Raw genomic sequence first — 25,804 nt, 5'->3', positions numbered from 1 at the left:
CAGATAGCATTCTGATTAGAAGCTTTCCCAGTTCGCCTGTTCTGCGGCGGGCTGTGGCGTTAAACCTTTGCTTAACGGCGTTGGCGACGCCTCCCGACGAGGCTGTTTCTGGATGCGGAACGCGGCGACCGCCTGACGAAGTTCGTTAGCCTGATCTTCCAGCGCCGCTGCCGCTGCTGCGGATTCCTCTACCAGCGAGGCGTTTTGCTGCGTCACGCTGTCCATTTCCGATACCGCCTGCGCCACCTGCTCAATGCCTTTGCTTTGCTCATCGGAGGCAGAGGCGATTTCGCCCATAATATCGGTCACGCGAGTCACGGCGTTGACGATCTCTTTCATGGTTTCTCCCGCTTCGCGTACCTGCGTAGAGCCGGTATCAATGCGCGACACGGAGTTTTCAATCAGCACTTTGATCTCTTTGGCGGCCTGCGCGCTACGGCTGGCCAACGTACGTACCTCTCCGGCCACGACCGCGAATCCTCGCCCCTGTTCGCCGGCGCGGGCGGCTTCTACCGCGGCGTTCAGCGCCAGGATATTAGTCTGGAAGGCGATACCGTCAATCACGCTGGTGATGTCCACGATTTTTTCCGAGCTTTCGGCGATATCGTTCATGGTATTCACTACGTTATCCACCACGCGTCCTCCTTTACGCGCGGTTTCTGATGCGGTTTTCGCCAGACCCGTCGCCTGTCGTGCGTTATCGGTGTTTTGCCGTACCGTGGCGGTTAACTGTTCCATGCTGGCGGCGGTCTCCTCCAGCGCCGAGGCCTGCTGTTCGGTACGGGAAGAGAGGTCGCTGCTGCCAGCGGAAATTTCGCCTGCGCCAGTATAGATAGAGTCTGCGTTATCGCGCACCGCGCTGACGGTACGGATTAACGACTGCTGCATCGTTTTGAGACCGGCGGCCAGTTGACCCATTTCACTGCGTCCTTCAGCCTCTATCTCATGGGTAAGATCGCCGTCAGCAATAGTTTGAATGTGCGCCATAATCCGTTGCAGCGGGCGGAGTAGAACGCGTTGCAGCCCCAGCCAGATAAACGCCAGTACGATGAGCACGATAAGTAGAATTATCCCCAGCGTCCATTGCATCTGGGTAAAGCTGCTCTGATTCTGATCGCTGGCTAATTTTATTAATTGCGCATTTTGAGAGAGCCACTGGTTATATACCTGCTCCATGTCATCCTGCGCTTTTTGCGCGTCGAGGTTGCCATAGGCGGCGTAATTATCGGCTTTAAGATAGTGGATAGACTGCTGCAAAACGTCATACATCTGCTTGAAGCTGGCTTCGGCCTGGGCATCCAACGCCGGATCTTTTCCCGCGATCGCTTCGGAGTTCACGTAGTTGTTGAAATGTTTTTCCGCTTCGTTGAGCGACGCGCCAGCGTTGGTTAACAGCGTGTTCATGGCGTCCAGTGAGGCGGGATCGCGCTGATTTTTTAACATGCGTATCGCCACGCGGTTAATGGTGACGCGGGTTTCAATCAATGTCTGAAAACTGCCGCCCAGTTCCTGTTGTTGGTAACTCAGCGCGCTCGCATTCTGGAAATTCAGCCGATCGCTGCTGACGGCGGAATAAAACAGTATTCCTGTCACCAGCAATAAGGCGCTAAATATGCCCAGCGTCGCGATAACGCCGGTGATGACTTTGATATTTTTCATAGTGCCTAACATTCCTTATTTTGTAGACGGTATGATCAATATCGGTTGGATAAAAATTAACCTTACATCAAATCACGCTATTTCTGATTAATGGTTTGATAAGTAATAGAAAATAAATAATTTTCGCGTGAATAATATGTACAAAGAAAGGAATATCGCGGGATAACCCGGCGACACGACGCCGCCGGGTGGGAGAAGATTAGTTTTTACGCAGCAAACGTAGCGCATTGGCGGTCACCAATACCGTGGCTCCCGTATCCGCCAGGATTGCCAGCCATAGCCCGGTAAAACCCAGTAGCGTCGTCACCAGGAAAATAGCTTTCAGCCCCAGCGCAATGGTGATGTTCTGCCGGATATTCGCGTGGGTAGCGCGCGCCAGCGTAATCATCTGCGCTAACCCGCGCAGACGGTTATGAGTAAGGGCGGCGTCAGCCGTTTCCAGCGCGACGTCAGTACCGCTGCCCATCGCAATTCCGATACTGGCGGCTTTCATCGCGGGCGCATCATTAATGCCGTCGCCCACCATGGCCAGCGGCGCTTGTTGGTTAAGGGCGGTGACTGCCCGCACCTTGTCTTCCGGCAGTAGCCCGGCTTTAAACGCCAGATCCAGCTCGCCGGCAATCGCTGCCGCCGCCCGTGGGTTATCGCCGGTCAGAATCACGCCGTTAACGCCTAACTGATGCAGTTCGCGGATGGCGTCGCGCGCATCGTCACGCAACGTATCCTGGAGGGCGAGGACGCCAACAACGGTCTCGTTACGTAGCACCAGAACCACCGTCTGCCCGGCGTTTTCCAGTTCGCTAATTTGCCCGGCAAACGCTGCCGCAGGCTGTTTTCCCGCCGCGCAAATCAGAATACGTTCGCCGTTAACCTGCGCTTCAATTCCGGTGCCGGCCAGCGTTCGCTGCGATTCCGCCGTCGGGATCGCCAGATCGCGTGTCTGCGCTTCGCGGACAATAGCCTGCGCCAGCGGGTGCGTAGCGCCTTGTTCTACGGCTGCCGCCAGCGCCAACAGTTCAGCCTCGCTGATACCGCTTGCCGGATGAATCGCCGTCACCCGTGGTTTACCGATGGTCAACGTACCGGTTTTATCAAAGGCAACCTGCGTGATACGGCCCAGTTGCTCCAGCGCTGCGCCGCCTTTAATCAATGCGCCGCGCCGTGCCGCCGCCGCCAGCCCGGAGGTAATGGCCGCGGGCGTGGAGATCACCAGCGCGCACGGGCAACCGATTAATAGCAGCGTCAGCCCTTTATAAATCCACTCCTGCCAGCCGCCATCGAACATCAGCGGCGGAATAAGCGTCACCAGCAGCGCGATGACCATAATGACTGGCGTATAGATGCGGCTGAAACGGTCAATAAACCGCTCAATGGGCGCACGGCGCTCTTCCGCCTCTTCAATCAGCGTCAGGATACGGTCAATCGCGCTGGCGCCAGGTTCAGATAGCACCTCCAGGGTGACGAGACGGTCAACGCTGGTCGCGCCTGCCGGGACTTTGTCGCCCGTTGCGCGCTCCACTGGGATAGACTCGCCGGTGAGCGCGCTTTCATCAAAGCTGGCGAAACCGGAAACCAGTTTACCGTCGGCGGGTAAACGCCCCCCGGCGGCGACTTCGATAATATCGCCCGGTCGCAGGGTATTAATAGCGACCTCTTCCCGTACGCCGTCGCGCAGACGGGTCGCCGTTTCCGGTTTAAGCGCCATTAACGCGCTGACGCCTTTACGGGCGCGGCTGGCGGCCCATCCTTCCAGGCGCTCGCCGATGAGGAACAGCAGCAATACCATTGCCGCCTCCGCCGTCGCGCCAATAAACAGCGCGCCAATGGCGGCGACGCTCATCAGCGTTTCAATAGCGAACCAACTGCCGCTTTTCATCAGCCGCAGCGCCTGGCGGGCAATAGGATACAGACCGACCAGAGTGGTGACGATAAAGGCCAGTTGGCCGAACGGGTGGTTAAATTGCTCCAGCCCCCAGCTTATCGCCATCATAATGATCAGCGTAATAAGCGGCAGGTTCTCTTTAAGACGAGATTCAGGCGAGGCGTCGCGCGAATCTTCGCTACGCAAGGTATAACCCGCCTTCTGTACGGCGCGTTCAATTTGCGCGCGGAGGTCGGCGTCGGCATCGACCACTAACTTTTCGGTGGCGAACAGCACTTGCGCCTGGTTGACGCCGCGAATTTGGCGGACCGCATTCTCCACTTTTCGGGCGCAGGCGGCGCAGTCCATGCCGGAGATTTTCCAGGTATAGCGCGTGCCTGCCACGGCAGTAGAAACAGGCGCGCTGGACGCGCAATGTTCTTCGCAGCAGCAGCTATCGGCCTTCTGTATTGCCGGGGCTAATCTGAAGGAGGTAAAGGGCGGGACTTTTTTGCCATCGGTATCAGGGGTCGACATAACGTCCTCCGGTTGATGATAATTTTATCATTAACCGGAGGATACACTCTGGAGTCGACTCCAGAGTCAAGCGCTATTATTTACAGGTACAGCGAGCGAACAATCAGGAAGTGTCCGGCAAAGTAGCAGGCGGCGGCAATCGCGTTATCCGCCCGGAAACGGCGGCGGTAATGGCTACCCAGCCAGACGATATTGCCGATAAACAGCAGCGTCGCGCCGGTAAAGGCCGAAAGGGCTGGCGCCGTTGGGCGGAAGAACCACAGTTCGCCCGCCAGCCAGACCATGACCAGAGTCATGGCGATAAAAGTACATACCGGCCAGCGTAGCTCCTCCAGTCGCGTCCAGATAACGGCGATAAGCAACGCGCCGACTATCAGTAACGCCAGCGGCAGCGGCCAGAAGAACGACAACGTCATTTGGCTGGCAAAGTAAATGGTGTAGAGCAGATGCGATAAGAAAAATGCCCCGACGGCGTACAGCAGGCGTTGACGCGGTAAGAGCGTTAACGCATCGCCGACCAGCGAGGCGCACAGCCCGGCCAACACAAGATAACTGATGGCGTCAAACATCGGCGCTTGCCAGGCCAGTAACAGCAACAGTAATAACGTGACGGGCTTAAAAACCCAGCGTTGCCAGGCTGGCCCGCGATAGGAGGCGTCCACATACAGCCATGCGGACAGGCAGACAGCGATAAACGACCAAAGCATCTTAATTCCTTGAATTCGTTATTTTTTCGCAAACGGTATGCTTGCGGCTCTATTATTCAGTGTAGAGGCCGTGACGGTCAGATGACAACACTATAACGGGCAGGGTATGCTTATTTCCGCATTTTCTGACAGGTTAACAGTATGAGTAAGCCACCGATTTTCTTCATTATAATCATTGCATTAATCGTAGTTGCCGCGTCGTTTCGCTTCGTTCAGCAACGGCGGGAAAAAGCCGCTAATGAGGCGGCGCCGTTACAGCAAAAGCAGGTCGTGGTCAGCAATAAACGGGAGAAGCCGGTTAATGACCGACGCTCTCGCCAGCAGGAAGTGAGCCCGGCGGGAACCAGTATGCGCTATGAGGTCAGTTTTAAGCCGCTCAATGGCGGTCTGGAAAAAACGTTCCGTTTACAAGCGCAGCAGTACCACGCTTTGACGGTGGGCGATCAAGGTACGCTGAGCTATAAGGGAACGCGGTTCGTCGGGTTTGTTAGCCGTACCCCGGATAACGAATAAACCGTCATCCGGCAGCAAACGTTATTTTTTGTTCTTAAACTTCTTCTGCCAGACCAGCAGCTCAAACACGCCGAACAGGAAAATGCGGATTTTCTCTCCCGTCGTCATCTGCGGACCCTCTTTCGGTATCGTTGATTTCAGCAACGCCAACTGCATACCGTGCATCAGCGCCATGAACACCAACGCCACGTTGACGAAGATATTGAGCGGGCGCGGGAAGGGTTGCACCAGATTAAGAATCAAAAATGCCCACACGAAGAGCATTAATAAGCGGCCCAGATTAATCAACATCATTTTCTCCTTGCGCGTCGCGCTGATACAGACGATAAGCGACCTGTCCGGCCACCTTCTCTCGATACAATGCCCAGTTCGCCGGAACGGGCGGCAGACCGTTTTCCACCTCGCTTTCTACGTAGATTAGCGCGTCGTCGGCCAGCCATCCCTGGGTTTCCAGCAATTGTAACGTCTCTTCCAGCAGCCCTTTACGAAACGGCGGGTCGACAAAGACGACGTGATGCGGCGTTCCCGGCTGGCTGAGGAAGGCCAGAGTATTGGTATTGACGACGCGAGCATTGTTGGCTTTCAGCGTCGCCAGATTTTTTTGCAACTGCTGCGAAACGGCGCGATCCATTTCCAGTAACGTTGCCTGGGCCGCATAACGCGATAGCGCCTCCAGGCCCAGAGCGCCGCTGCCGGCAAAGCAATCCAGACAATGGGCGTCTACCATTACCGGAGCCAGCCAGTTAAATAACGTTTCGCGCACGCGATCGGTGGTGGGACGCAGACCCGGGCTGTCCGGAACCGGTAATTTACGGCCACGCCATTGCCCGCCAATAATGCGGATTTGGCCGCTGCCAGAGTGAGTCGGTTTTTTCATTTCTCTTGCTCGAACCGCCTGTTGCAAGTTATTCCAGGCGGTGATGTGAATTAAGTTAAGTGATAGACTATTTCATCATTTTTTTAGCTTCCATGTATATAGCGCCGCGAGGGGTGTAGTCGCAGATGGCAAAACAGAAAAAACGTGGCTTCTTTTCCTGGTTGGGCTTCGGTGATAAAGAGCAGAAGCAGGAACAGACCGAAGAACAGCAGATTGTTGAGGAACAACGACCGGTTGAGCCCCCTGTTGAAACGGCGGCAGACATAGACGCGCAAACGCCCGCGCACAGCAAAGCAGAAACCGAAGCCTTTGCGGAAGAGGTGGTGGACGTTACTGAGAAGGTTCAGGAGAGCGAAAAACCGCAGCCGGTAGAGCCGGAGCCCGCGGCGGCTGTTGAGACGGCTGCGCCGCAGATCGCGGTGGAACGCGAAGAATTGCCGTTGCCGGAAGAGGTCAAAGACGAGGCTATCTCGCCGGAAGAGTGGCAGGCCGAAGCGGAAACCGTAGAGGTCATTGCCGCGGTAGAAGAAGAGGGCGAAAACGCGGCGAAATTCACCGACGAAGAGCTGGAAGCGCAGGCGCTAGCCGCTCAGGCGGCGGAAGAGGCGGTGATGGTTGTTCCGCCAGCGGAAGAAGACGCGCCGGTGGAAGCGATCGTTCAGGAGCAGGAAAAACCGACTAAAGAAGGTTTCTTTGCCCGCCTGAAACGCAGTCTGCTGAAAACCAAAGAAAATCTCGGTTCCGGATTTATCAGTCTGTTCCGCGGCAAGAAAATCGACGATGATTTGTTCGAGGAGCTGGAAGAGCAGTTGCTCATCGCTGATGTCGGGGTAGAAACCACGCGTAAGATTATCGCTAATCTGACGGAAGGCGCCAGCCGCAAACAGCTTAAAGATGCCGAGGCGCTGTATGGTCTGTTGAAAGACGAGATGGGCGAGATTCTGGCGAAGGTAGACGAACCGCTTAATATTGAAGGTAAAACGCCTTTTGTTATTCTGATGGTTGGCGTGAACGGCGTGGGTAAAACCACCACTATCGGTAAACTGGCGCGCCAGTTTGAGCAGCAGGGTAAATCAGTGATGCTGGCGGCGGGGGATACTTTCCGCGCGGCGGCGGTCGAACAGCTACAGGTCTGGGGACAGCGTAATAACATTCCGGTTATCGCCCAGCATACCGGCGCGGACTCCGCCTCGGTGATTTTTGACGCTATCCAGGCCGCGAAGGCGCGTAATGTGGATGTGTTAATTGCCGATACGGCAGGGCGTCTGCAGAACAAGTCGCACCTGATGGAAGAGCTGAAAAAAATCGTTCGCGTCATGAAAAAGCTGGACGAAGAAGCGCCACATGAAGTTATGCTGACCATTGACGCCAGCACCGGACAGAACGCGGTAAGCCAGGCCAAACTGTTCCATGAAGCGGTAGGCTTAACCGGTATTACCCTGACCAAGCTGGACGGTACGGCGAAAGGCGGGGTGATTTTCTCGGTAGCTGACCAGTTTGGCATTCCTATTCGTTACATTGGCGTGGGCGAACGTATCGAGGATTTGCGTCCGTTTAAGGCGGACGATTTTATTGAGGCACTTTTTGCCCGAGAGGATTAACAATGATTCGCTTTGAACATGTCAGCAAGGCCTATCTCGGCGGGAGACAAGCGCTGCAGGGAGTGACATTCCATATGCGGCCAGGCGAGATGGCGTTTCTGACCGGCCACTCCGGCGCGGGGAAAAGTACCCTGCTGAAGCTAATCTGTGGGATTGAGCGGCCCAGCGCCGGCAAAATCTTCTTCAGCGGGCATGATATTACGCGCCTGAAAAACCGCGAAGTGCCGTTTTTGCGCCGCCAGATTGGGATGATTTTCCAGGATCACCATCTGCTGATGGATCGCACGGTCTATGACAATGTGGCGATACCGTTAATCATTGCCGGCGCCAGCGGCGATGATATCCGTCGTCGTGTGTCGGCGGCGCTGGATAAGGTTGGACTACTGGACAAAGCGAGAAACTTCCCGATTCAACTCTCCGGAGGCGAACAGCAGCGCGTGGGCATCGCCCGCGCGGTGGTCAATAAGCCAGCGGTATTGCTGGCGGATGAACCGACCGGGAACCTGGACGACGCGTTGTCGGAAGGGATTTTACGTCTGTTTGAAGAGTTTAACCGCGTAGGGGTGACGGTACTGATGGCGACGCACGATATTGGACTTATCTCCCGTCGTTCCTATAGGCAGCTCGTCCTGAGCGATGGACATCTGCATGGAGGCCTGGCCAATGAATAGGCGCGACGCGATTAACCAAATCAGGCAGTTCGGCGGACGGCTGGATCGACTGCGTAAGTCTCGCGGCGGAACAGGCGGCGGGCGCAACGCGCCAGGACGCCAGAAGCCGACGCCGAAACCGAACTCACGTAAAACAAATGTCTTTAATGAACAGGTGCGCTATGCCTGGCACGGCGCGCTGCAGGATCTGAAAAGCAAACCGCTGGCGACGTTTCTGACGGTGATGGTGATCGCCATCTCCCTGACGCTGCCCAGCGTCTGTTACATGGTCTATAAGAACGTCAACCAGGCGGCGACTCAGTATTACCCGTCGCCGCAGATCACCGTTTATCTGCAAAAAACGCTGGATGATGACGCGGCGGCGCGGGTCGTTGGGCAGCTTCAGGCCGAGCAGGGCGTTGAGAAGGTCAACTACCTGTCCCGTGAGGACGCGCTGGGAGAATTCCGCAACTGGTCGGGTTTTGGCGGCGCGCTGGACATGCTGGAAGAGAACCCGCTGCCGGCAGTGGCGGTGGTGATCCCCAAGCTGGACTTTCAAAATACCGCCTCGCTTAATACGCTGCGCGACCGTATCTCGCAGATTAACGGCATTGACGAAGTCCGCATGGATGATAGCTGGTTTGCGCGCCTGGCGGCGCTCACCGGGCTGGTGGGCCGTGTGTCGGCGATGATCGGCGTGCTGATGGTCGCGGCGGTCTTCCTCGTTATCGGCAACAGCGTGCGCCTGAGCATTTTTGCCCGTCGCGATACCATTAACGTGCAAAAGCTGATTGGCGCGACCGATGGCTTTATCCTGCGTCCGTTCCTCTACGGCGGCGCGTTGCTCGGTTTTTCCGGCGCGTTTCTTTCACTGATATTGTCTGAAATTTTGGTGATGCGTTTATCATCGGCGGTGACTGAAGTGGCGCAGGTCTTCGGCACGAAGTTTGATCTCAATGGCTTATCGTTCGATGAGTGCCTGTTGCTGCTGCTGGTCTGTTCCATGATCGGCTGGATCGCCGCCTGGCTGGCCACGGTGCAACATTTACGTCACTTTACTCCCGATTGATAAAATCGTGGTATAATCTTTCCCTGCAATGGGCTTCCGTTCGCAGGGAAAGAGTCCCTGTTGTCTCTTCCCCGCGCATCATCTTTATGTCACAAGATTTGTGCAAATTATGCACAGTGTTACATTGAACTTGTGGATAAAATCACTGTCTGATAAAAGAGTGGGTGATATTCTCGTTGCTCATCGGCTTTGGCACGGTTGTTGCTCGCTGACGGTGCCAGGCAATACTGATTGAGAGGATTTGAATGACCAAAGAAATGCAAAATTTAGCTTTAGCCCCTGTTGGCAACCTGGAATCTTATATCCGGGCGGCGAACGCGTGGCCGATGTTATCGGCTGACGAGGAGCGGGCATTGGCTGAAAGGCTGCATTACCAGGGCGATCTGGAAGCAGCTAAAACGCTGATCCTGTCTCACCTGCGCTTTGTTGTTCATATTGCTCGTAACTATGCGGGCTATGGTCTGCCGCAGGCGGATTTGATCCAGGAAGGCAACATCGGCCTGATGAAAGCCGTACGTCGTTTCAACCCGGAAGTAGGCGTGCGCCTGGTCTCCTTCGCCGTACACTGGATTAAAGCAGAAATTCACGAATACGTGCTGCGTAACTGGCGTATCGTTAAAGTCGCAACCACGAAAGCGCAGCGTAAGCTGTTCTTTAATCTGCGTAAAACCAAGCAGCGTCTGGGCTGGTTTAATCAGGATGAGGTTGAAATGGTGGCGCGCGAACTGGGTGTTTCCAGTAAAGACGTGCGTGAGATGGAGTCGCGTATGGCGGCGCAGGACATGACGTTTGACATGTCTTCGGACGATGAGTCCGACAGCCAGCCAATGGCGCCGGTGCTGTATCTGCAGGATAAATCGTCTAACTTTGCCGACGGCATTGAAGACGATAACTGGGAAGAGCAGGCCGCCAACCGACTGACCGACGCGATGCAGGGGCTCGACGAGCGTAGCCAGGATATTATCCGCGCTCGCTGGCTGGACGAAGACAATAAGTCTACGCTGCAGGAGCTGGCCGATCGTTACGGCGTCTCCGCTGAGCGTGTGCGCCAGCTTGAAAAGAACGCCATGAAAAAGCTTCGCGCTGCGATCGAAGCGTAATCTTCGCGAATTGCCAATGAACCCTCGAATGTGAATTCGGGGGTTTTGTTTTTTGTAGGCCGGATAAGGCGTTTACGCTGCCATCCGGCAACACGTTTGCCCGATGGCGCTTCGCTTATCGGGCCTACGGGCCCTTCCTCTCCCCCACCGACACAAATCTGTTATCTGGATGTAAATTTAGCTATTCCAAAATAATAAAAATCGGGTATGTTTTAGCAGAGTATGCTGCTAAAGCACGAGTAGCTAGCCAATAATCGAAATAAAGTGCTGAACAATAACACCACAACACACGTAACAACCAGAATAATGGGGATTATCAGGATGAATATGAAGGGTAAAACGTTATTGGCAGGATGTATCGCCCTGTCATTAAGCCATATGGCATTCGCCGAGGACATTAAAGTCGCGGTTGTCGGCGCGATGTCCGGTCCGGTAGCGCAGTATGGCGATCAGGAGTTTACCGGTGCGGAACAGGCAATTGCCGATATCAATGCGAAAGGCGGTATTAAAGGCGATAAGCTCGTCGCGGTGAAATATGACGACGCCTGTGACCCAAAACAGGCGGTAGCTGTCGCTAACAAAGTGGTGAACGACGGCATCAAGTATGTTATCGGTCACTTATGCTCCTCTTCCACACAGCCAGCGTCTGATATCTACGAAGACGAAGGCATCCTGATGATAACCCCGGCGGCGACCGCGCCGGAGCTGACCGCACGCGGCTATAACCTGATTTTGCGCACGACCGGCCTGGACTCTGACCAGGGGCCAACGGCGGCAAAGTATATTCTGGAGAAGGTAAAACCGCAGCGCATCGCGATTATCCACGATAAGCAGCAGTACGGCGAAGGGCTGGCGCGCGCGGTGCAGGACGGTCTGAAGAAAGGCGGCGTTAATGTCGTATTCTTTGACGGCATCACCGCCGGCGAAAAAGATTTCTCCACTCTGGTAGCGCGTCTGAAAAAAGAGAATATCGACTTTGTCTACTACGGCGGTTATCACCCGGAAATGGGGCAGATTTTGCGCCAGTCCCGCGCCGCAGGGCTGAAAACTCAGTTTATGGGGCCGGAAGGGGTCGCGAACGTCTCGCTGTCTAACATCGCCGGAGAGTCGGCGGAAGGCTTACTGGTCACCAAACCGAAGAACTACGATCAGGTGCCAGCGAACAAACCGATTGTGGATGCCATCAAAGCCAAGAAACAAGATCCTAGCGGCGCATTCGTGTGGACCACCTACGCCGCGCTGCAATCCTTACAGGCGGGCCTGAACCAGTCTGACGATCCGGCGGAAATTGCCAAATACCTGAAAGGCGCCACGGTCGACACCGTAATGGGACCGCTGTCGTGGGATGAGAAAGGCGATCTGAAAGGATTTGAGTTCGGCGTATTTGACTGGCATGCGAACGGTACGGCGACAGACGCTAAGTAATTTTCCTGGCGCCTTTCGCGCTGCAGGTGCGTTGGCTACGTTATTCAACCCCGGTCACTTACTTATGTAAGCTCCCGGGGATTTCATAACTTGCCGCCTGCCTGCAACGCGAAATTCTTGGAAAATTGCGAGGTGGTTTTTATCTTTTCTCCCGGCATGTAGGCCGGATAAGCGTCAGCGCCATCCGGCTTTCTTTTAGCGCTTCTCCCAGCCGTCATGCTGGGCGGTAAAACCTAACGCCTGCATAAACGCGGCCATCACGCTGCGGTCTTCAACACCGACATCCGCCATCCACCACGACGAGACGTTGGGATTATCGCGGATGACTTCTTCTACCAGGTATTGCCCGACGCCGCGACGACGGGTGATTTCACGCACGCGTAAGGAATCCAGCGCGCCCTGCGTTCCGCTCAGCGTCACTCTTACGGCGCCCAACAAACGCTCGTTAAACCGCGCGGCATAAATCCGGTGCGTTTCATCTACGCTTAATGAGGAGGCGGAATATTCCGGCCAGATTTTGCCCAGATCGATCTGATCCTGAGCGCTAAAGTGTTCTAAACGAAGGATAGTCAGCTTCATCGACGGCTTGTCCCGATTTCAAAAGATGCGATCAGTGTACCGAAACAGGCAGGCCAGATGCTTTCTCTTTTTTGTGTCATTTACCAGGTTATTAATTTTTTAACAACGATAATTACAGTTTGAAGCATTAGAGAATGGAAAACAGGCAGCATAATTCCCTGAATGCTAGTGAATTATTCCGCTTAATATGCCGTTATTTTATGCTGACAAGCATGCTTTTTTTTGTTTATCTATAGCGAAAAGCAGAATATTATCTTTTCTTAATAGACTGAAAAATAGAGATTTTAATCTTATTATGCTTTAAATGCTGCGCTAACTCATTAATGAGTCAGTAAAAAGCGCACCATTTATAAAAAGTACAGTCTGCTTTTTAACCAGCAAAAAACAAAACATATAACATCACGAATGGGGATACAGGCACATGAAACGGAAAGCGAAAACAATAATCGCAGGGATTGTTGCATTAGCAGTCTCGCAGGGGGCAATGGCAGATGATATTAAAGTCGCCATAGTCGGGGCGATGTCCGGCCCGGTAGCGCAATGGGGCGATATGGAATTTAACGGCGCGCGCCAGGCCATTAAAGACATCAACGCTAAAGGCGGTATTAAAGGCGATAAGCTGGTCGGCGTAGAGTACGATGATGCCTGCGATCCAAAACAGGCGGTGGCGGTGGCCAACAAAATCGTTAACGACGGTATTCAGTACGTTATTGGTCACTTGTGTTCTTCTTCTACTCAGCCAGCATCCGATATCTATGAAGATGAAGGTATTCTGATGATCTCCCCGGGGGCGACTAACCCGGAGCTGACCCAGCGCGGCTATCAGTACATTATGCGTACCGCCGGCCTGGACTCCTCCCAGGGGCCAACAGCCGCGAAATATATCCTGGAAACGGTGAAACCGCAGCGCATCGCTATCATTCACGATAAACAGCAATACGGCGAAGGACTGGCGCGCTCCGTGCAGGATGGTCTGAAGCAGGGCAATGCCAATATTGTCTTTTTTGATGGTATTACCGCCGGTGAAAAAGATTTCTCCGCCCTGATTGCTCGCTTGCAAAAAGAGAATATCGACTTTGTGTATTACGGCGGCTACTACCCGGAAATGGGGCAGATGCTGCGCCAGGCGCGGGCTAATGGCCTGAAAACGCAATTTATGGGGCCGGAAGGCGTGGGTAACGCGTCGCTGTCCAATATTGCGGGCGGTGCGGCGGAAGGCATGTTGGTGACGATGCCAAAACGTTATGACCAGGACCCGGCGAATAAAGCGATTGTCGAGGCGCTGAAAGCCGACAAGAAAGATCCCAGCGGTCCGTATGTCTGGATCACCTACGCCGCCGTCCAGTCGCTGGCGACCGCAATGACGCGTAGCGCCAGCCATGCTCCGCTGGATCTGGTGAAAGATCTTAAAGCTAACGGGGCTGATACCGTTATTGGGCCGCTGAAATGGGATGAAAAAGGCGATCTTAAGGGATTTGAATTTGGCGTCTTCCAGTGGCACGCCGACGGCTCGTCAACCGTCGCGAAGTAATGCCAGAAGATAAGTTATCCCACCGCCCGCACGCCGGGCGGGTTTAAAAAGGTTACCTTATGTCCGAGCAGTTTCTCTATTTCTTGCAGCAGATGTTTAATGGCGTCACGCTGGGGAGCACCTACGCGCTGATTGCTATCGGTTATACGATGGTGTACGGCATTATCGGCATGATCAACTTCGCTCATGGCGAGGTGTATATGATCGGCAGCTACGTCTCTTTTATGATCATCGCCGCGCTAATGATGATGGGAATAGACACCAGTTGGCTCCTGGTGGCCGCCGGATTTATCGGCGCGATTATTATTGCCAGCGCCTACGGCTGGAGTATCGAGCGAGTCGCTTACCGGCCTGTGCGCAACTCCAAGCGCCTGATCGCCCTGATTTCCGCCATCGGGATGTCTATCTTTCTGCAAAACTACGTCAGCCTGACGGAAGGTTCGCGCGACGTGGCGTTACCCAGCCTGTTTAACGGCCAGTGGATTGTGGGCAGCAGCGAAAACTTTTCCGCGTCCATCACCACCATGCAGGCGGTTATCTGGATAGTCACCTTTCTGGCTATGCTGGCGCTCACCATTTTCATTCGCTACTCCCGGATGGGCCGCGCCTGCCGCGCCTGCGCGGAGGATCTGAAAATGGCCAGCCTGCTCGGCATTAATACCGACCGCGTCATTGCGCTAACGTTTGTTATCGGCGCGGCAATGGCGGCGGTGGCGGGTGTGCTGCTTGGGCAATTTTACGGCGTGATTAACCCCTACATCGGTTTTATGGCCGGGATGAAAGCGTTCACCGCGGCGGTGCTGGGCGGTATTGGCAGCATTCCGGGCGCGATGATCGGCGGTCTGATTTTGGGCGTCGCCGAAGCGCTCTCGTCTGCATATTTAAGTACCGAATATAAAGATGTCGTGTCGTTCGCTCTGCTGATTCTGGTACTGCTGGTGATGCCGACCGGTATCCTGGGGCGTCCGGAGGTAGAGAAAGTATGAAACCGATGCATATTGCGATGGCTCTGTTCTCTGCGGCGATGTTCTTCGTTTTGGCTGGCGTCTTCATGGGCGTACAACTGGAGCTGGACGGCACCAAACTGGTGGTGGATACCGCCGCCGACATCCGCTGGCAGTGGATCTTTATCGGTACGGCAGTGGTTTTTTTCTTTCAGTTGCTGCGTCCGATGTTCCAGAAAGCGGTGAAGCACGTCTCCGGACCGAAGTTTATTCTGCCGGCGATCGATGGCTCTACCGTTAAGCAAAAGCTGTTTCTGATGGCGCTGCTGGTTATCGCCGTGGCGTGGCCGTTTATGGTGTCGCGCGGTAGCGTCGATATCGCCACCATGACCATGATTTATATCATCCTCGGTCTGGGGCTGAACGTGGTGGTAGGGCTGTCCGGCCTGCTGGTATTGGGCTACGGCGGCTTTTACGCCATCGGCGCTTATACCTTTGCGCTGCTCAACCACTATTATGGTTTGGGTTTCTGGACCTGCCTGCCGCTGGCGGGACTGGTCTCCGCCGCCGCTGGTTTCCTGCTCGGCTTCCCGGTACTGCGCCTGCGCGGCGACTATCTGGCGATTGTGACGCTCGGCTTCGGCGAAATCGTCCGTATCCTGCTGCTCAACAACACTGAAATTACCGGCGGCCCGAACGGTATCAGCCAGATCCCCAAACCGACGCTGTTTGGTCTGGAGTTTAGCCGCAACACCCGCGAAGGCGGCTGGGATACCTTCAGCAATTTCTTTGGCGTGAAGTACGACCCATCCGATCGGGTCATTTTCCTCTATCTGGTGGCCCTGTTGCTGGTGGTCCTGTCGCTGTTTGTCATTAACCGCCTGCTGCGTATGCCGCTGGGCCGGGCGTGGGAAGCGTTGCGTGAAGATGAGATCGCCTGTCGCTCATTAGGTTTAAGCCCGACGCGCATCAAGCTGACCGCTTTTACTATCAGCGCCGCGTTTGCCGGTTTCGCTGGGACGTTGTTTGCCGCCCGCCAGGGCTTTGTCAGCCCGGAATCCTTCACCTTCGCCGAATCCGCCTTCGTGCTGGCGATTGTGGTGCTGGGCGGAATGGGCTCGCAGTTTGCGGTGATCCTGGCGGCGGTTCTGCTGGTGGTGTCGCGCGAGTTGATGCGCGACTTCAACGAATACAGCATGTTGATGCTCGGTGGTTTGATGGTGTTGATGATGATCTGGCGCCCGCAGGGATTGCTGCCGATGACGCGTCCGCAGTTGAAGCTGAAAAGTGGTCAGGCGAAAGGAGAGCAGGCATGAGTCAGCCATTATTAGCGGTTAACGGCCTGATGATGCGCTTTGGCGGTTTGTTGGCGGTCAACAATGTATCACTGGAATTGCGTGAGCGGGAAATTGTGTCGCTGATTGGCCCTAACGGCGCGGGTAAAACGACGGTGTTTAACTGCCTGACCGGTTTCTATAAGCCGACAGGCGGTACGATCATGTTGCGCGAGCGGCATCTGGAAGGGTTGCCGGGCCAGCAGATCGCCCGCATGGGCGTGGTACGCACTTTCCAGCATGTGCGCCTGTTTCGCGAAATGACGGTGATTGAAAACCTGCTGGTGGCGCAGCACCAGCAACTGAAAACGGGCCTCTTTTCCGGCCTGTTGAAAACGCCCGCTTTCCGCCGCGCGCAAAGCGAAGCGCTGGACCGCGCGGCGACCTGGCTTGAGCGTATTGGCCTGCTGGAACATGCCAACCGCCAGGCCAGTAATCTGGCCTACGGCGACCAGCGCCGGCTGGAGATTGCCCGCTGCATGGTGACGCAGCCAGAAATTCTGATGCTCGACGAACCGGCGGCTGGTCTTAACCCGAAAGAGACCAAAGAGCTGGATGAGCTGATTGCCGAACTACGTAACCATCACAACACCACTATCCTGCTGATTGAACACGATATGAAGCTGGTGATGGGCATTTCCGATCGCATTTACGTGGTGAACCAGGGCACGCCGCTGGCGAACGGCACGCCGGAAGAGATCCGCAACAACCCGGACGTCATCCGCGCTTATCTGGGTGAGGCATAAGATGGAAAAAACGATGTTAACGTTTGAAAAAGTCAGCGCCCACTACGGCAAGATTCAGGCGCTGCACGACGTCAGTCTGCACATCAACCAGGGGGAAATCGTTACCCTGATTGGCGCTAACGGCGCGGGGAAAACGACGCTGCTTGGCACCTTGTGCGGCGATCCGCGCGCCTCCAGCGGACGGGTGGTGTTTGACGGTAAAGACATCACCGACTGGCAGACGGCGAAAATCATGCGTGAAGCGGTGGCGATAGTACCGGAAGGGCGGCGCGTCTTCTCGCGGATGACGGTGGAAGAGAACCTGGCGATGGGCGGTTTTTTTGCCGAGCGCGATCGGTTTCAGGAGCGTATCAAATGGGTGTACGAGCTGTTTCCGCGCCTGCATGAACGCCGTATCCAGCGAGCGGGCACCATGTCCGGCGGCGAACAGCAGATGCTGGCGATTGGCCGCGCGCTGATGAGCCAGCCGAGGCTATTGCTGCTGGATGAACCGTCGCTGGGGCTGGCGCCGATCATCATCCAGCAGATCTTCGACACCATTGAGCAGTTGCGCGAGCAGGGTATGACCATCTTCCTTGTCGAGCAAAACGCTAACCAGGCGCTGAAGCTCGCCGACCGCGGTTATGTGCTGGAAAACGGCCACGTGGTGCTATCCGATACCGGTGATGCACTGCTGGCGAACGAAGCGGTGCGCAGCGCCTATCTGGGCGGATAAGGCGCAGTTTACAGCTGCCATCTGGCAAACGCGCCCGGTGGCGCTACCGCTTACCGGACCTGGCGGATTACTCGCCATTCGGCAAATCAGTAGAACATTTTTCGTACCAATATGTTATAGTTGAGAATAGTTATCAACTATAACCACCGAAGAAGGAGCAAGGATGATACGTTCAGGCGCCTGCATAATGGGAACGCTGTTGTTCGCGGCTTCGTTCAGTGTTAACGCCTTAACCTCAAACGATTTTGATCCCCGCGATCCTGCTATCTGGCAAGAAGAAACCGCAACGCCTAATCCACTGGCCGCAACGACCTGCGAAGTGCGTCATCATCCGGATTGTGCAACGTGGGAGGATGAAAAATCCGACATTCAGCGTGAACGCGAGCGGCGAGATCAGCGGCGCTTACAAAATCAGTACAAAAAGTATTCTCATCGTGATTAACTGCTGACGCCAGCCAAATAACGCATGTCTGGTCAGCATTACGCTGTCAGACGTGCCGTAGCTCCCACTTTTCTTTTCCGGCGCTTTCACTGCCTTGCCATCTCTCTGTCGCCTTACTATCTTTTTTTTGTAATAAAAAAGTTATTTTTCTGTCATTCGAGCATGTCATGTTACCCCCGCGAACATAAAACGCGTGATATCGCGCATCCCGGCACAAAAAGAGAGATAACCGATGATATCGTTACGACATACAGCTTTAGGACTGGCGCTGAGTCTGGCATTTACGGGTCAGGCGTTGGCTGTCACCACTATTCCATTCTGGCATTCAATGGAAGGGGAGTTAGGCAAAGAAGTTGATTCACTGGCGCAACGTTTCAACCAGGCCAATCCGGATTACAAAATCGTTCCGGTCTATAAGGGGAACTATGAACAGAACCTGAGCGCCGGGATCGCGGCATTCCGTACCGGCAACGCGCCGGCAATATTGCAGGTTTATGAGGTTGGGACGGCGACCATGATGGCCTCGAAAGCCATTAAGCCGGTTTATGAAGTGTTTAAAGACGCCGGTATTAACTTTGACGAGTCCCAGTTTGTACCAACCGTTGCAGGCTACTACACCGATGCTAAAAGCGGGCATCTGCTCTCCCAGCCCTTTAACAGCTCCACGCCGGTACTGTACTACAACAAAGACGCCTTTAAGAAAGCCGGTTTAGATCCGGAACAGCCGCCGAAAACCTGGCAGGAGCTGGCTGACTATACCGCGAAACTGAGAGCGGCAGGCATGAAATGCGGTTACGCCAGCGGCTGGCAAGGCTGGATCCAACTGGAAAACTTCAGCGCCTGGAACGGTCTCCCCTTCGCCAGTAAAAACAATGGATTTGACGGTACAGATGCGGTGCTGGAATTTAATAAGCCAGAGCAGGTGAAACATATCGCGCTGCTGGAAGAGATGAATAAGAAAGGCGATTTTAGCTATGTTGGGCGTAAGGACGAGTCTACCGAGAAGTTTTATAACGGTGACTGCGCGATGACAACCGCGTCCTCCGGTTCGCTCGCCAATATCCGCCAGTATGCCAAATTTAACTATGGCGTGGGTATGATGCCGTACGACGCTGATATCAAGGGCGCGCCGCAAAACGCCATTATCGGCGGAGCCAGCCTATGGGTCATGCAGGGTAAAGATAAAGAAACCTATACCGGCGTCGCCAAATTCCTCGACTTCCTGGCAAAACCGGAAAACGCTGCTGAATGGCATCAAAAAACTGGCTACCTGCCGATTACCACCGCCGCCTACGAGCTGACCCGCGAGCAGGGTTATTACGATAAAAACCCCGGTGCGGATATCGCCACTCGCCAGATGTTGAATAAGCCGCCGTTACCCTTCACCAAAGGCTTGCGTCTGGGCAATATGCCGCAGATTCGTACTATCGTGGACGAAGAGCTGGAAAGCGTCTGGACCGGGAAGAAAACCCCACAACAGGCGTTGGATACCGCAGTGGATCGCGGGAATCAGTTACTGCGTCGTTTTGAGAAAGCGAGCAAATCTTAAGTGTATAAGTGCCTGATGGCGCTGCGCTTATCAGGCCTACAGCGTTTGTAGGCCGGATAAGGTGCTTGCACCGCCATCCGGCACCTTCCAGGAAAAGAACCTTCATGTCATCATCCCGTCCGGTGTTCCGCTCGCGTTGGCTGCCGTATTTACTGGTTGCCCCGCAGTTGGTTATCACCGTTATTTTCTTTATCTGGCCTGCGGGCGAAGCGCTGTGGTATTCGCTGCAAAGCGTCGATCCGTTTGGTTTTTCCAGCCAATTTGTCGGGCTGGAGAATTTCGTCGCGCTTTTTCACGACAGTTATTATCTTGACGCCTTCTGGACGACGATTAAATTCAGCGCGCTGGTCACGTTTAGCGGCCTGCTGGTCTCGTTGTTTTTCGCCGCCCTGGTGGATTACGTGGTACGCGGCAGCCGTTTTTATCAGACGCTGATGCTGCTGCCTTATGCCGTCGCGCCCGCCGTCGCCGCCGTATTGTGGATTTTCCTGTTTAACCCGGGGAGGGGATTAATCACTCATTTCCTCGGCGAATTCGGCTATGACTGGAACCATGCGCAAAACAGCGGTCAGGCGATGTTCCTGGTGGTATTTGCGTCAGTCTGGAAGCAGATTAGTTACAACTTTTTATTTTTCTTTGCCGCGCTGCAATCCATTCCCCGCTCGCTGGTGGAAGCGGCGGCCATTGACGGCGCCGGGCCGATTCGTCGTTTCTTCCGGCTTTCTTTGCCGCTTATTGCGCCGGTCAGTTTCTTCCTGCTGGTGGTCAACCTGGTGTATGCCTTTTTCGACACCTTCCCGGTGATCGACGCCGCGACCGCCGGCGGGCCGGTACAAGCCACCACGACGCTGATTTATAAGATTTATCGCGAAGGGTTTACCGGTCTGGATCTCTCGGCGTCCGCCGCGCAGTCGGTGGTGTTGATGTTCCTCGTCATCATTCTGACGGTGGTGCAGTTCCGCTATGTGGAAAGTAAGGTGCGTTACCAATGATAGAGAATCGTCGCGGGCTGACAATATTCAGCCATACCATGCTGATTCTGGGGATCGCGGTCATTTTGTTTCCGCTGTATGTCGCGTTTGTCGCGGCGACGCTGGACGACCGCGCGGTGTTTGAGACGCCGATGACGCTGCTTCCCGGCACGCAGTTACTGGAGAATATCAAAACTATTTGGGTCAACGGCGTCGGTGTTAATAGCGCGCCATTCTGGCTGATGATGCTTAACAGTTTCATTATGGCGTTCAGCATTACGGTAGGCAAAATCACGGTATCTATGCTTTCCGCATTCGCCATCGTCTGGTTTCGTTTTCCCCTGCGTAACCTGTTCTTCTGGATGATTTTTATCACCCTGATGCTGCCAGTTGAAGTGCGTATCTTCCCGACGGTGGAAGTGATCGCCAACCTGAAAATGCTCGACAGCTATGCTGGTCTGACGCTACCGCTGATGGCGTCCGCTACCGCCACTTTCCTGTTTCGTCAGTTCTTCATGACGCTTCCGGATGAACTGGTGGAGGCGGCCCGTATTGACGGCGCGTCGCCGATGCGCTTTTTCCGCGACATCGTGTTGCCGCTGTCAAAAACCAACCTGGCGGCGTTATTCGTCATCACCTTTATCTACGGCTGGAACCAGTATCTGTGGCCGCTGTTGATTATCACCGACGTGAATCTTGGCACTGCCGTAGCGGGGATCAAAGGGATGATCGCCACTGGCGAAGGTACCACGCAATGGAACCAGGTGATGGCGGCAATGCTGCTTACCCTTATCCCTCCGGTCGTTATCGTTTTAGCCATGCAACGGGCGTTTGTACGTGGTTTAGTGGACAGTGAGAAATAACATGGCAGGACTGAAATTACAGGCAGTAACCAAAAGCTGGGACGGTAAAACCCAGGTCATTCAACCGTTAACGCTGGACGTGGCGGATGGCGAATTTATCGTGATGGTCGGGCCGTCCGGCTGCGGCAAATCAACGTTGTTGCGGATGGTGGCCGGTCTGGAACGCGTGACCAGCGGCGATATCTGGATTGATCGCAAACGTGTCACCGAGATGGAGCCCAAAGATCGCGGCATCGCGATGGTATTTCAGAACTATGCTCTCTATCCCCATATGAGCGTAGAGGAGAACATGGCGTGGGGGCTGAAAATTCGCGGTATGAGCAAAGCGCATATTGAAGAACGCGTGCGGGAGGCGGCGCGCATTCTGGAGCTGGACGGCCTGCTTAAACGCCGTCCACGCGAGCTTTCCGGCGGTCAACGGCAGCGCGTGGCAATGGGGCGCGCGATCGTCCGCGAGCCGGCAGTCTTTTTATTCGACGAACCGCTTTCTAACCTCGACGCCAAGCTGCGCGTGCAGATGCGTCTGGAGTTACAACATCTGCATCGTCGCCTTCGTACCACCTCGCTCTATGTTACTCACGATCAGGTAGAGGCGATGACGCTGGCCCAGCGGGTGATGGTGATGAATAAAGGCGTCGCAGAACAGATTGGCACGCCGGTAGAGGTGTATGAAAAACCGGCCAGTCGCTTTGTGGCAAGCTTTATTGGCAGCCCGGCGATGAACCTGTTGGATGGCGTTATCAGCGCTTCCGGCGACCGTTTCGAATTGCCTGGCGGTCTGGCGTTGCCGATTGGTGCGGGCTATCTAGGTCATGCCGGACGTAAAATGACGCTGGGTATCCGCCCGGAACATATTGCGTTAAGCTCGCAGGCGGAAGGCGGCGTGCCGCTAACGGTAGACACGCTGGAGATTCTGGGCGCGGATAATCTGGCGCATGGGCGCTGGGGCGATCAGAAACTGGTGGTGCGATTGGCGCATCAGCAGCGCCCGGCAGCGGGCAGTACGCTATGGCTGCATCTGCCGGAGCATCAGCGGCATCTTTTTGATGGCGAAACAGGACAACGTGTATGAGTAACTGGCCTTATCCCCACATTGTCGCCCATCGCGGCGGCGGTAAACTGGCGCCGGAAAACACTCTGGCGGCGATTGACGTGGGCGCGCGATACGGGCACACCATGATTGAGTTTGATGCCAAGCTGTCGAAAGACGGCGAAATTTTCCTGCTGCATGACGATAACCTGGAGCGCACCAGCAACGGTTGGGGCGTGGCGGGCGAGTTGAACTGGCAGGATTTATTGCGTGTGGACGCTGGCGGTTGGTTTAGCGGCGAATTTAAAGGCGAGCCGCTGCCGTTGCTTTCGCAGGTGGCGGAGCGCTGCCGTAAACACGGCATGATGGCGAATATTGAGATAAAACCGACAACGGGGAGCGGAAGGCTAACAGGACGTGTCGTGGCGTTGGCCGCCCGCGAACTGTGGGCCGGGATGACGCCGCCGCTGCTTTCTTCCTTTGAGATAGAGGCGCTGGAAGCGGCGCAGGCGGCAGCACCTGAACTGCCGCGCGGGTTACTGCTGGATAAATGGCGTGAAGACTGGCGTGAACTGACGACCCGTCTGGGCTGTGTTTCCCTCCATCTCAACCATAAATTACTCGATGAGACGCGAGTGCAAGAGATTAAGGCCGCGGGTCTGCGGATTCTGGTGTATACCGTCAATCAGCCCCAGCGGGCGGCAGAGCTGCTGCGCTGGGGCGTGGATTGTATCTGCACCGATCGCATTGATGACATCGGCCCTCACTTTCAGTTTTAAGGGCCGTCAGTTTTAAGGGCTGATGGTTTTCAGCGGGATGTCAGGCTGCGGCGTCCCGCTGCCCTGCTGCAACATTGGCTGGGAATGGTTTAGCATCCGGTCCGGATTTCCGCTACCGCTGAGCATTCCGCCCTGCGTATTGGGCAGCGTTTGCTGACCGAGCATACCGTTGCCCGGCTGTCCCTGCTGAACCCGCTGCGTATTGGCATTCAACTGCGACTGTAGATTTTGCTGCTGGCTGCGAGCCTGCGTTTGCATCTGTTGTTTCAACATACCCTGCTGCTGAATCTGCTGCGTTTGCATCTGCGTCTGCATACGCTGCTGGCTGGGAATCTTATAACCCGGCTGATTAGGGTTATTGAGTGTATTAATTGGCTGGGCCAATACAGCAAAGGGTAACAAAGCCGTAATAAGTAGTAAGCGTTTCATTGTCGTCTCCTCCCGATGAGGCCTCTTTTTAAGTGTACCTCTATTTCGCCATGATGATGATTTTTTAAGCGTTGTGGACCAGGATTAAACGGGACATACACCCATTTATCTGGAGAAAAACAACGATGAAACCAACGTTTATGCGCTGGGTGGCGATCGCCGCTCTGCTGGCCGGGGGGACGTTTAGCGCGGTGGCCAATCCTCCCGTCGCGCCGCCAGTCTCCTATGGTGTTGAAGAAGATGTCTTTCATCCTGTGCGGGCGACGCAAGGGATGGTGGCCTCGGTGGATGCAATGGCGACGCAGGTTGGCGTGGATATCTTAAAGCAGGGCGGTAATGCCGTGGATGCCGCCGTCGCCGTGGGCTATGCGCTGGCTGTGACGCATCCGCAAGCCGGGAATCTGGGCGGCGGGGGATTTATGCTGCTGCGCACTAAAGATGGCGCTACTACGGCGATTGATTTTCGTGAAATGGCGCCTGCTGGCGCGACCCGTGATATGTTCCTCGACGAGCAGGGTAACGCCGATGCGAAAAAGTCGCTGACGTCGCATCTGGCATCCGGTACGCCGGGTACCGTGGCGGGGTTCTCGCTGGCGCTGGAGAAATACGGCACGATGCCGCTGAATAAAGTGGTGCGTCCGGCGATGAAGCTGGCGGAAGAGGGTTTTGTGGTTAACGATGCGCTGGCCGACGACTTAAAAACTTACGGCAGCGAAGTGATCCCTAATCATGAGAACAGCAAAGTCATTTTCTGGAAAGACGGCGAGCCGCTGAAAAAAGGCGATAAGCTGGTCCAGAAGAATCTGGCGAAAAGCCTGGAAATGATTGCCGAAAACGGCCCGGATGCGTTTTATAAAGGGGCGATTGCCGACCAGATTGCCGGGGAAATGCAGAAGAACGGCGGTCTGATGACCAAAGAGGATTTAGCCAGCTATAAAGCCGTTGAGCGTACGCCAATCAGTGGTGACTATCGCGGGTATCAGGTCTTCTCCATGCCGCCGCCATCCTCGGGCGGTATTCACATCGTACAGATCCTGAATATCCTCGAAAATTTCGACATGAAGAAGTACGACTTTGGCAGCGCCGATGCCATGCAAATCATGGCGGAAGCGGAAAAATATGCCTACGCTGACCGCTCAGAGTATCTGGGCGATCCGGACTTTGTGAAAGTGCCGTGGCAGGCGCTGACCCACAAAGCCTATGCAAAAACGTTGGCCGATCAAATTGATATTAATAAGGCAAAACCTTCCAGTCAGATCAAACCGGGCAAGCTCGCCCCGTATGAAAGCAACCAGACCACCCACTTCTCGGTGGTGGATAAAGACGGCAATGCTGTGGCGGTGACCTATACCCTGAACACCACCTTCGGCACAGGAATTGTGGCGGGAAATACCGGTATTCTGCTGAATAATCAAATGGATGATTTTTCTGCTAAACCCGGTGTACCTAATGTTTATGGCCTGGTGGGCGGCGATGCTAACGCGGTCGGTCCGAAGAAGCGTCCGCTGTCGTCGATGTCGCCGACTATCGTCGTTAAAGATGGCAAAACCTGGCTGGTGACCGGCAGCCCTGGCGGGAGTCGAATCATCACTACCGTGCTGCAAATGGTAGTGAACAGCATTGATTTTGGCATGAACGTCGCCGAAGCGACCAACGCGCCGCGTTTCCATCATCAATGGTTGCCGGACGAACTGCGGGTAGAAAAGGGCTTCAGCCCCGATACGCTGAAGTTGCTGGAACAGAAAGGGCAGAAAGTCGCGCTGAAAGAAGCGATGGGCAGCACCCAAAGTATTATGGTTGGACCGGATGGCGAACTGTACGGCGCGTCTGACCCGCGTTCGGTGGATGATTTAACGGCGGGATACTGATTTTTAATTCCAGGCCCGGTGTCAG

General features: G+C 55.0%; 26 protein-coding genes. 18 read left to right on the top strand and 8 right to left on the bottom strand.

The features are described 5' to 3' along the window. Positions 1-15: 15 nt before the first annotated feature. The 3 genes from J4614_RS15645 to J4614_RS15635 form a co-directional block, all read right to left on the bottom strand. The gene (locus J4614_RS15645; RefSeq protein WP_023215176.1) at positions 16-1,659 is read right to left on the bottom strand and encodes a methyl-accepting chemotaxis citrate transducer; all 1,644 of its coding nucleotides are present in this window, start codon (positions 1,657-1,659) and stop codon (positions 16-18) included. Positions 1,660-1,858: 199 nt separating this feature from the next. Beyond that, the gene (zntA, locus tag J4614_RS15640; protein ID WP_208293233.1) at positions 1,859-4,057 is read right to left on the bottom strand and encodes a Zn(II)/Cd(II)/Pb(II) translocating P-type ATPase ZntA; all 2,199 of its coding nucleotides are present in this window, start codon (positions 4,055-4,057) and stop codon (positions 1,859-1,861) included. A gap of 80 nt (positions 4,058-4,137) precedes the next feature. Further along, positions 4,138-4,764 (bottom strand): lysoplasmalogenase, encoded by a 627-nt coding sequence (locus J4614_RS15635; RefSeq protein ID WP_000964735.1) that lies wholly within the window; start codon positions 4,762-4,764, stop codon positions 4,138-4,140. Positions 4,765-4,905: 141 nt separating this feature from the next. Here J4614_RS15635 and J4614_RS15630 point away from each other — a divergent pair, with 141 nt between their 5' ends. Then, positions 4,906-5,277: a DUF2500 domain-containing protein gene (locus J4614_RS15630; protein WP_001631156.1), complete on the top strand. Its 372-nt coding sequence runs from the start codon at positions 4,906-4,908 to the stop codon at positions 5,275-5,277. Between the two features lie 21 nt (positions 5,278-5,298). Here J4614_RS15630 and J4614_RS15625 read toward each other — a convergent pair whose 3' ends face one another. Together J4614_RS15625 and rsmD are read right to left on the bottom strand one after the other, a co-directional pair. Next, positions 5,299-5,568: a DUF1145 family protein gene (locus J4614_RS15625; RefSeq protein WP_000906762.1), complete on the bottom strand. Its 270-nt coding sequence runs from the start codon at positions 5,566-5,568 to the stop codon at positions 5,299-5,301. Next, positions 5,558-6,154, bottom strand: a complete 597-nt coding sequence (gene rsmD, locus J4614_RS15620) for a 16S rRNA (guanine(966)-N(2))-methyltransferase (RefSeq protein ID WP_000743275.1) — start codon at positions 6,152-6,154, stop codon at positions 5,558-5,560. Before rsmD ends, J4614_RS15625 begins: the two co-directional genes overlap by 11 nt. Before the next feature lie 125 nt (positions 6,155-6,279). On the opposite strand from rsmD, the gene ftsY reads away from it, so the two are divergent. The 5 genes from ftsY (at position 6,280) to livJ (ending at position 11,999) form a co-directional block, all read left to right on the top strand. Continuing rightward, the gene (gene ftsY / locus J4614_RS15615) at positions 6,280-7,755 is read left to right on the top strand and encodes a signal recognition particle-docking protein FtsY (protein ID WP_079972306.1); all 1,476 of its coding nucleotides are present in this window, start codon (positions 6,280-6,282) and stop codon (positions 7,753-7,755) included. A 2-nt stretch (positions 7,756-7,757) separates the two neighbouring features. Then, a complete protein-coding gene (ftsE, locus tag J4614_RS15610; RefSeq protein ID WP_000617729.1) occupies positions 7,758-8,426 on the top strand; it encodes a cell division ATP-binding protein FtsE in 669 nt (222 codons plus the stop codon). Further along, positions 8,419-9,474, top strand: a complete 1,056-nt coding sequence (gene ftsX / locus J4614_RS15605; protein WP_001081704.1) for a permease-like cell division protein FtsX — start codon at positions 8,419-8,421, stop codon at positions 9,472-9,474. Before ftsE ends, ftsX begins: the two co-directional genes overlap by 8 nt. A 245-nt stretch (positions 9,475-9,719) precedes the next feature. Next, the gene (gene rpoH, locus J4614_RS15600) at positions 9,720-10,574 is read left to right on the top strand and encodes an RNA polymerase sigma factor RpoH (RefSeq protein ID WP_000159621.1); all 855 of its coding nucleotides are present in this window, start codon (positions 9,720-9,722) and stop codon (positions 10,572-10,574) included. A 321-nt stretch (positions 10,575-10,895) separates the two neighbouring features. Then, complete coding sequence (gene livJ, locus J4614_RS15595) at positions 10,896-11,999, top strand: branched chain amino acid ABC transporter substrate-binding protein LivJ (RefSeq protein WP_001533929.1); 1,104 nt, start codon at positions 10,896-10,898, stop codon at positions 11,997-11,999. Between the two features lie 83 nt (positions 12,000-12,082). Here the strand turns inward: livJ and J4614_RS15590 are convergent, their stop codons facing one another. Together J4614_RS15590 and panM are read right to left on the bottom strand one after the other, a co-directional pair. Then, positions 12,083-12,217, bottom strand: a complete 135-nt coding sequence (locus J4614_RS15590; RefSeq protein ID WP_001517957.1) for a hypothetical protein — start codon at positions 12,215-12,217, stop codon at positions 12,083-12,085. Further along, entirely contained in the window at positions 12,195-12,578 is a 384-nt protein-coding gene (gene panM, locus J4614_RS15585; RefSeq protein ID WP_000778873.1) for an aspartate 1-decarboxylase autocleavage activator PanM, read from the bottom strand. Before panM ends, J4614_RS15590 begins: the two co-directional genes overlap by 23 nt. 421 nt (positions 12,579-12,999) lie before the next feature. Between panM and livK the strand changes: the two genes are divergently transcribed. From livK to ugpQ, 11 genes are all read left to right on the top strand, one after another. Continuing rightward, positions 13,000-14,109 (top strand): high-affinity branched-chain amino acid ABC transporter substrate-binding protein LivK, encoded by a 1,110-nt coding sequence (gene livK / locus J4614_RS15580; protein WP_000822976.1) that lies wholly within the window; start codon positions 13,000-13,002, stop codon positions 14,107-14,109. A gap of 59 nt (positions 14,110-14,168) precedes the next feature. Continuing rightward, positions 14,169-15,095 carry a high-affinity branched-chain amino acid ABC transporter permease LivH gene (gene livH / locus J4614_RS15575; protein WP_000003007.1) on the top strand — a complete coding sequence of 309 codons (927 nt, stop codon included), beginning with the start codon at positions 14,169-14,171 and terminating at the stop codon, positions 15,093-15,095. Beyond that, positions 15,092-16,369: a branched chain amino acid ABC transporter permease LivM gene (gene livM / locus J4614_RS15570; protein WP_000803764.1), complete on the top strand. Its 1,278-nt coding sequence runs from the start codon at positions 15,092-15,094 to the stop codon at positions 16,367-16,369. Before livH ends, livM begins: the two co-directional genes overlap by 4 nt. Next, positions 16,366-17,133 (top strand): high-affinity branched-chain amino acid ABC transporter ATP-binding protein LivG, encoded by a 768-nt coding sequence (gene livG / locus J4614_RS15565; protein WP_000082080.1) that lies wholly within the window; start codon positions 16,366-16,368, stop codon positions 17,131-17,133. The genes livM and livG overlap by 4 nt, the downstream gene beginning before the upstream one ends. Position 17,134: 1 nt before the next feature. Further along, on the top strand, positions 17,135-17,848 hold the full coding sequence (livF, locus tag J4614_RS15560; RefSeq protein ID WP_000416114.1) for a high-affinity branched-chain amino acid ABC transporter ATP-binding protein LivF: 714 nt from the start codon (positions 17,135-17,137) through the stop codon (positions 17,846-17,848). Positions 17,849-18,011: 163 nt separating this feature from the next. Beyond that, on the top strand, positions 18,012-18,290 hold the full coding sequence (locus J4614_RS15555; protein WP_000621258.1) for a hypothetical protein: 279 nt from the start codon (positions 18,012-18,014) through the stop codon (positions 18,288-18,290). Positions 18,291-18,522: 232 nt separating this feature from the next. Next, on the top strand, positions 18,523-19,839 hold the full coding sequence (gene ugpB, locus J4614_RS15550; RefSeq protein ID WP_000624747.1) for a sn-glycerol-3-phosphate ABC transporter substrate-binding protein UgpB: 1,317 nt from the start codon (positions 18,523-18,525) through the stop codon (positions 19,837-19,839). Positions 19,840-19,943: 104 nt separating this feature from the next. Next, a complete protein-coding gene (gene ugpA, locus J4614_RS15545) occupies positions 19,944-20,831 on the top strand; it encodes a sn-glycerol-3-phosphate ABC transporter permease UgpA (RefSeq protein ID WP_000099303.1) in 888 nt (295 codons plus the stop codon). Then, the gene (gene ugpE, locus J4614_RS15540) at positions 20,828-21,673 is read left to right on the top strand and encodes a sn-glycerol-3-phosphate ABC transporter permease UgpE (protein WP_000572196.1); all 846 of its coding nucleotides are present in this window, start codon (positions 20,828-20,830) and stop codon (positions 21,671-21,673) included. Before ugpA ends, ugpE begins: the two co-directional genes overlap by 4 nt. Before the next feature lies 1 nt (position 21,674). After that, complete coding sequence (locus J4614_RS15535; RefSeq protein ID WP_023220502.1) at positions 21,675-22,745, top strand: sn-glycerol-3-phosphate import ATP-binding protein UgpC; 1,071 nt, start codon at positions 21,675-21,677, stop codon at positions 22,743-22,745. Beyond that, positions 22,742-23,482 carry a glycerophosphodiester phosphodiesterase gene (gene ugpQ / locus J4614_RS15530; protein WP_000073548.1) on the top strand — a complete coding sequence of 247 codons (741 nt, stop codon included), beginning with the start codon at positions 22,742-22,744 and terminating at the stop codon, positions 23,480-23,482. The genes J4614_RS15535 and ugpQ overlap by 4 nt, the downstream gene beginning before the upstream one ends. Positions 23,483-23,494: 12 nt before the next feature. On the opposite strand, the gene J4614_RS15525 is transcribed toward ugpQ, so the two are convergent. Continuing rightward, positions 23,495-23,911 (bottom strand): DUF2756 family protein, encoded by a 417-nt coding sequence (locus J4614_RS15525; RefSeq protein ID WP_000826034.1) that lies wholly within the window; start codon positions 23,909-23,911, stop codon positions 23,495-23,497. Between the two features lie 125 nt (positions 23,912-24,036). Between J4614_RS15525 and ggt the strand changes: the two genes are divergently transcribed. Then, the gene (gene ggt / locus J4614_RS15520) at positions 24,037-25,779 is read left to right on the top strand and encodes a gamma-glutamyltransferase (RefSeq protein WP_000805104.1); all 1,743 of its coding nucleotides are present in this window, start codon (positions 24,037-24,039) and stop codon (positions 25,777-25,779) included. Positions 25,780-25,804 lie beyond the last annotated feature (25 nt).

The organism is Salmonella sp. 32031103-2018-00083-FB-01-SM-01 (genome assembly GCF_017571995.1).
GTDB classification, from domain to species: domain Bacteria; phylum Pseudomonadota; class Gammaproteobacteria; order Enterobacterales; family Enterobacteriaceae; genus Salmonella; species Salmonella enterica.
This window is presented reverse-complemented; position numbering and strand designations above follow the sequence as displayed.